Annotated in this window: 3 protein-coding genes; 1 reads left to right on the top strand and 2 read right to left on the bottom strand. The window is 69.6% G+C overall.

Going from position 1 to position 3,558, the window contains the following annotated elements:
- Positions 1 to 159 precede the first annotated feature (159 nt).
- Both GWK61_RS53240 and GWK61_RS53245 read right to left on the bottom strand, forming a co-directional pair.
- Positions 160 to 1,182, bottom strand: coding sequence for a nitronate monooxygenase (locus GWK61_RS53240; protein WP_194921993.1), 1,023 nt, complete (start codon positions 1,180 to 1,182; stop codon positions 160 to 162).
- A gap of 24 nt (positions 1,183 to 1,206) precedes the next feature.
- Complete coding sequence (locus GWK61_RS53245) at positions 1,207 to 2,385, bottom strand: MFS transporter (protein WP_323748183.1); 1,179 nt, start codon at positions 2,383 to 2,385, stop codon at positions 1,207 to 1,209.
- A 263-nt stretch (positions 2,386 to 2,648) separates the two neighbouring features.
- Between GWK61_RS53245 and GWK61_RS53250 the strand changes: the two genes are divergently transcribed.
- On the top strand, positions 2,649 to 2,993 hold the full coding sequence (locus GWK61_RS53250; protein ID WP_194921997.1) for an ArsR/SmtB family transcription factor: 345 nt from the start codon (positions 2,649 to 2,651) through the stop codon (positions 2,991 to 2,993).
- The last annotated feature ends 565 nt before the right edge of the window (positions 2,994 to 3,558 follow it).

Here is a 3,558-nt window from a genome sequence, read left to right on the forward strand (position 1 = left end):
GACAGGTGAGGGAACTCACGGGGCCTCCGGCACGATCGGGGGTCGGGGCGCGCGGGATGGTGCACGCCTGGTGAGTCTCTGATCGCAGCGGGTGTTCGGCGTCTCTCAGAATGCTGAGTTTTTTGCTGAGAATGCCTGGTAATGCCAGGCAAAAGTCGGCTACAACGCCTCGGCCAACCCTCGGATCACGTCACCCGCCGACCCCTCCCGTGCGGCTTGGAACCCGGTCCCGGCCCACAGATGCAGCCGGTCTGGATCTCCGGCCTTCGCAGCAGCCTGACGTAGCGGCCGGGTCAGGTGGTGGATCGCCGGGTAGCCGTAGGGCGCCGTGGCCTCGTGCCGGTCGATGAAGTCGTTGCGCAGGCCGCGTGCCGGGCGTCCGGTGAAGGCGTGGGTGATCGTGGTCTCGGTGAACGCGGGGTTCGCGAGGGCGTCCTTGTGGGTTTGCGAGGCACCCGACTCGGTGGTGCGCAGGAGCAGCGTGCCGACCGCGACCGCCTCGGCACCGGCCTGAAGCAGGGCCCGTACATCCTCGCTGCCGGCCACGCCACCGCCGGCCACGATCGGCAGCTCCACCGCCGCTTGCACCTCACGTACCAGATCCGGCGCGCTCACCGTGGTCAGGGTGCGCAGCGGGTCGAACGTGCCGCTGTGCCCGCCAGCTGCGGGTGCCTGCACGACGAGCCCGTCGACACCCGCGTCGCGGGCGGCCCGGGCTTCCGTTGCGGTCGTCACTGTCGCGAGCACCCGGCTTCCGACTCGGCGCAGCGCCGCGATGTCCCGGACGTCCGGCAAGGCGAACGTCAGCGACACCACCGGCACCGGTTCGGCGAGCAACAGCGCCAGCTTGTCGGCCCAGGCGTCATCGTCGTCGAGGACCGGGACCGGGTTTGCTTCGACGCCGAACCGCGCCGCCTCCGGTGCCAACTCTGCGGCGTAGGCGCGGAAGGTGGCGTCGTCGACGGTGCCGGGGCCTGGCACGAACAGGTTCACGCCGAACGCCCCGCCGAGTTCCCGGACCTGCCGAACTTCCGCTGCTAGCGCCTCGGCTGTCTTGTAACCGCCAGCCAGGAATGGGAACGCCCCGGCTCGGAGCGCCGCCCCGGCCAGCGCGACCGTGGTCGGCCCGCCGGCCATCGGCGCCGCCACGATCGGCAGTTCAGACTCCAGCAGCCCGGCCATGGACGCGTCCTTTCCCGAGAGGTCTTACGTGAGTTCAACCGTAACCTTCCGCGCCATCCGCGCGAGCACTGCCAACACCGCCACGCACAGCACGGCGGCGCCCCAGGCGAAGTACTGCACTGCCGTCAGCAGTCCGACTCGCGTTGCCACGAACCCGACGCCCACCACCGGCACGCCGACGCCGAGGTACAGGATCACGAAGAAGCTCGACAGGACGTCGGCGCGGCGGTGCGCCGGTGCCGCGCTGTTGATCGCGGTCAGTCCGCCGAGGAACGTCAGGCCCTGCCCGAGGCCCGCGACCGCCGTCGCGCCGATCAGTAGTGGCAGCGATGACGCGCTTCCCGCGATCGCGAGTGCTATCAGCCCCGTGGCCAGCAGTGGCAGGCCGGCGATCTCCAGCGCTCGCGCCGAGCGTCCGTAGCCGAGGACCTGCGCGGTCGCCGAGCAGGCCAGCATTAGGGCCACCGCCGCGCCGCCGAGGAGCAGGTTCTTGCTGCCGGACAGCGTCGCGACGTACGTCGGGATCAGCGTGAGGAACAGGCCTACTACGGCGAACGCTGCGAAGCAGGCCGTCCCGCTGGTCGCGAACTCCGCACGCAGCGCCGCCGGGATCTCGGGGCGTCGCGGGCGCCAGCGGGTCCGGGCGGTGTGCGCGGGTAGCGACAGGACCACGGTTACGGCCGGTACCAGCAGCGCGATCTCTACTGCGAAGGGCAATACCCGTGGCGCCGGTGCGTATTGCGCCAGGAACCCTGCCAGTAGGGGGCCGAATCCGAGTCCGCTGGCTGTTGCGACCGTCGAGACCAGCGCTGCCTTGCGCCGGTCGCCGTTGGGTTCGAGTTCTGTCAACGTCGCGGTCAGCGGCCCTGTTGCGGCTCCGATCGCGGCGCCTTGCAGGATGCGCCCGGCGAACAGCCAGCCGGTACCGGACGCGAACGCGAACACCAGCGCCCCGCCTGCGGCGACGAAGAGGGCCGGCAGCAGCATGACGCGGTAGCCCACGGCGTCTGCCGCCGGGCCGACTACCAGGAGCGAGGGGATCAGGACTGCGACGTAGGCGGTGAAGATCAGCGTCAGGGTCAGTGGTGAGAAGCCGAAGCGTGCCTCGTAGCCCTTGTAGAGGGGGGTTGGCAGGTTCGTGCCGGTGAGTAGGACGAGGAAGGTGTAGGCCGTGCCCCAGAAGCGGATTCGCTTGCCTGCCACCGACAAGCTGCGGGTGCTGGCAGCGCTGCCAGCACCGCCAGCACCGCCAGCACCGCCGACGGCAGTGCCGACGCCGCCGGCATCTGGTGCGGCATCGGCGGCATCGGCGGCGCCAACGGCACCAACGGCACCAACGGCATCGGAGGTGCTAACCGCTCCAGGACGATCGAGCGCCATGAGAGTCCTCCCGAGGCAACATGTTCGGATATCCCGAACATAGCAGATGTTCGGGAATCCTGAACATGGTGTCCTAGAATGGCGCCATGGCCAGCCGCACCGCCACCGAGCTCACCCACCCCACCCTCGCCGAGCTGCGCTTCACGGCTGTAATGGCCGCGCTGAGCGACCCGATGCGCCTGGCGATCGTCGCCCGCCTGGCTGACGTCGAGCCGGACGGCGAACTCGCCTGCGGCGTCTTCCAGCTCCCGGTCAGCAAGTCCACCCAGAGCGGCCACTTCCGCACCCTGCGCGAAGCCGGCGTCATCCGCCAACGCGACGAAGGCACCCGCCGCCTGAACCGGCTGCGGCGCGCGGAGCTCGACGAGTTGTTTCCTGGCCTGCTGGATCTGGCGATTCCGCAGGGGCGGGAGGTGATGGCGGGGTTTTAGGTGCGGGTGCTCGGTGTATGGGCGCCGATGTCGGGCGGGTGCGGTTGATGTGTGGTTTTACAGGCGATTTTTACGGCTTCGCCAATGGTTGGATGGCCTCGCTGGGGGACGCAGTTCGGTTGTGCGACTCGTTTCGCGCTGGCGGCTGACGGTATTCGCGAACACGACCGCGCGCCGGTCCGGATCTCTGCGGCGGAGTGCAGGCGGCTGGCGGTTTTCGCGTGCACGATCGCGCGTCGGTCCGAGTCACTGCGCATGCGTTTGGTCTGGCGGCTGCCGGCCGCGTTTGGTGGGTGCGTTGAGGCCTCTGGCGGGCCTCCTCGACGAGGGGGCGACCCGCGCGTCGGGCTTGATGGCGGCGGCCCGCGACTGTTCGGCTTTCTATCCGCTGTTGCCTGCGCTGCGCTGTTTGCTGGCGGTGCTGCTTGTGGTCGCCGAGGTTCTGGGTCCCTCGCCGCGTCATCGCCGTAAACGGAACCAGCCCGGTTTGGCGGAATCAAGCCGCATCGCTGCTGCTGTGGTCCAGCTCCGTCCGGCTTGACACCGCCAAACCGGGCAGGTTGGC

It is taken from the genome of Catenulispora rubra (assembly GCF_015356825.1).
GTDB classification, from domain to species: Bacteria; Actinomycetota; Actinomycetes; order Streptomycetales; family Catenulisporaceae; genus Catenulispora; species Catenulispora rubra.

Coding starts and splice junctions, on each gene's coding strand:
- GWK61_RS53250 (WP_194921997.1), top strand. CDS start 2,649: ATGGCCAGCCGCACCGCCACCGAGCTCACCCACCCCACCCTCGCCGAG.
- GWK61_RS53240 (WP_194921993.1), bottom strand. CDS start 1,182: ATGGCCGGGCTGCTGGAGTCTGAACTGCCGATCGTGGCGGCGCCGATG.